Origin of the sequence: Pseudoalteromonas sp. SR41-1, assembly GCF_014164015.1 — a bacterium.
Lineage (GTDB): Bacteria > Pseudomonadota > Gammaproteobacteria > Enterobacterales > Alteromonadaceae > Pseudoalteromonas > Pseudoalteromonas distincta.
In genome coordinates this window covers 1-283 of record NZ_JACJEK010000062.1, presented here as the reverse complement: position 1 = coordinate 283, position 283 = coordinate 1, and the positions used below count along the sequence as shown (strand labels likewise).

The following is a 283-nucleotide window of genomic DNA, read 5'->3' as shown; positions in this document are numbered from 1 at the left end:
CAAGCCCTGCCAATATTAGCCGCATTAGTGATATAACCATTAATGACGCAGGTATTGCTGCAACAACGTCAAGCGTAGTGGATTTGCTTTATGTTTATCAAGATGGCACCCCTGTAAAAAACGCACCTTATACAATTAAATTTGATGATGGCACACAAAGCACAGGCCAGCTAGATGAAGACGGTATAGCGCAATTAACCGATGTACCAAATGGGCAATTTACTGTTCAATATGGGGAAGATACGCGCGAGTATGAACCTCAAGATAACACCACACCAAACCC

The 283-nt window shown here is 42.8% G+C and carries 1 protein-coding gene; it reads left to right on the top strand.

Annotated features, from left to right (window positions below; translation table 11 throughout):
• On the top strand, positions 1-283 hold a 283-nt coding region (locus H5118_RS20455), incomplete at both ends, for a hypothetical protein (RefSeq protein ID WP_220497285.1).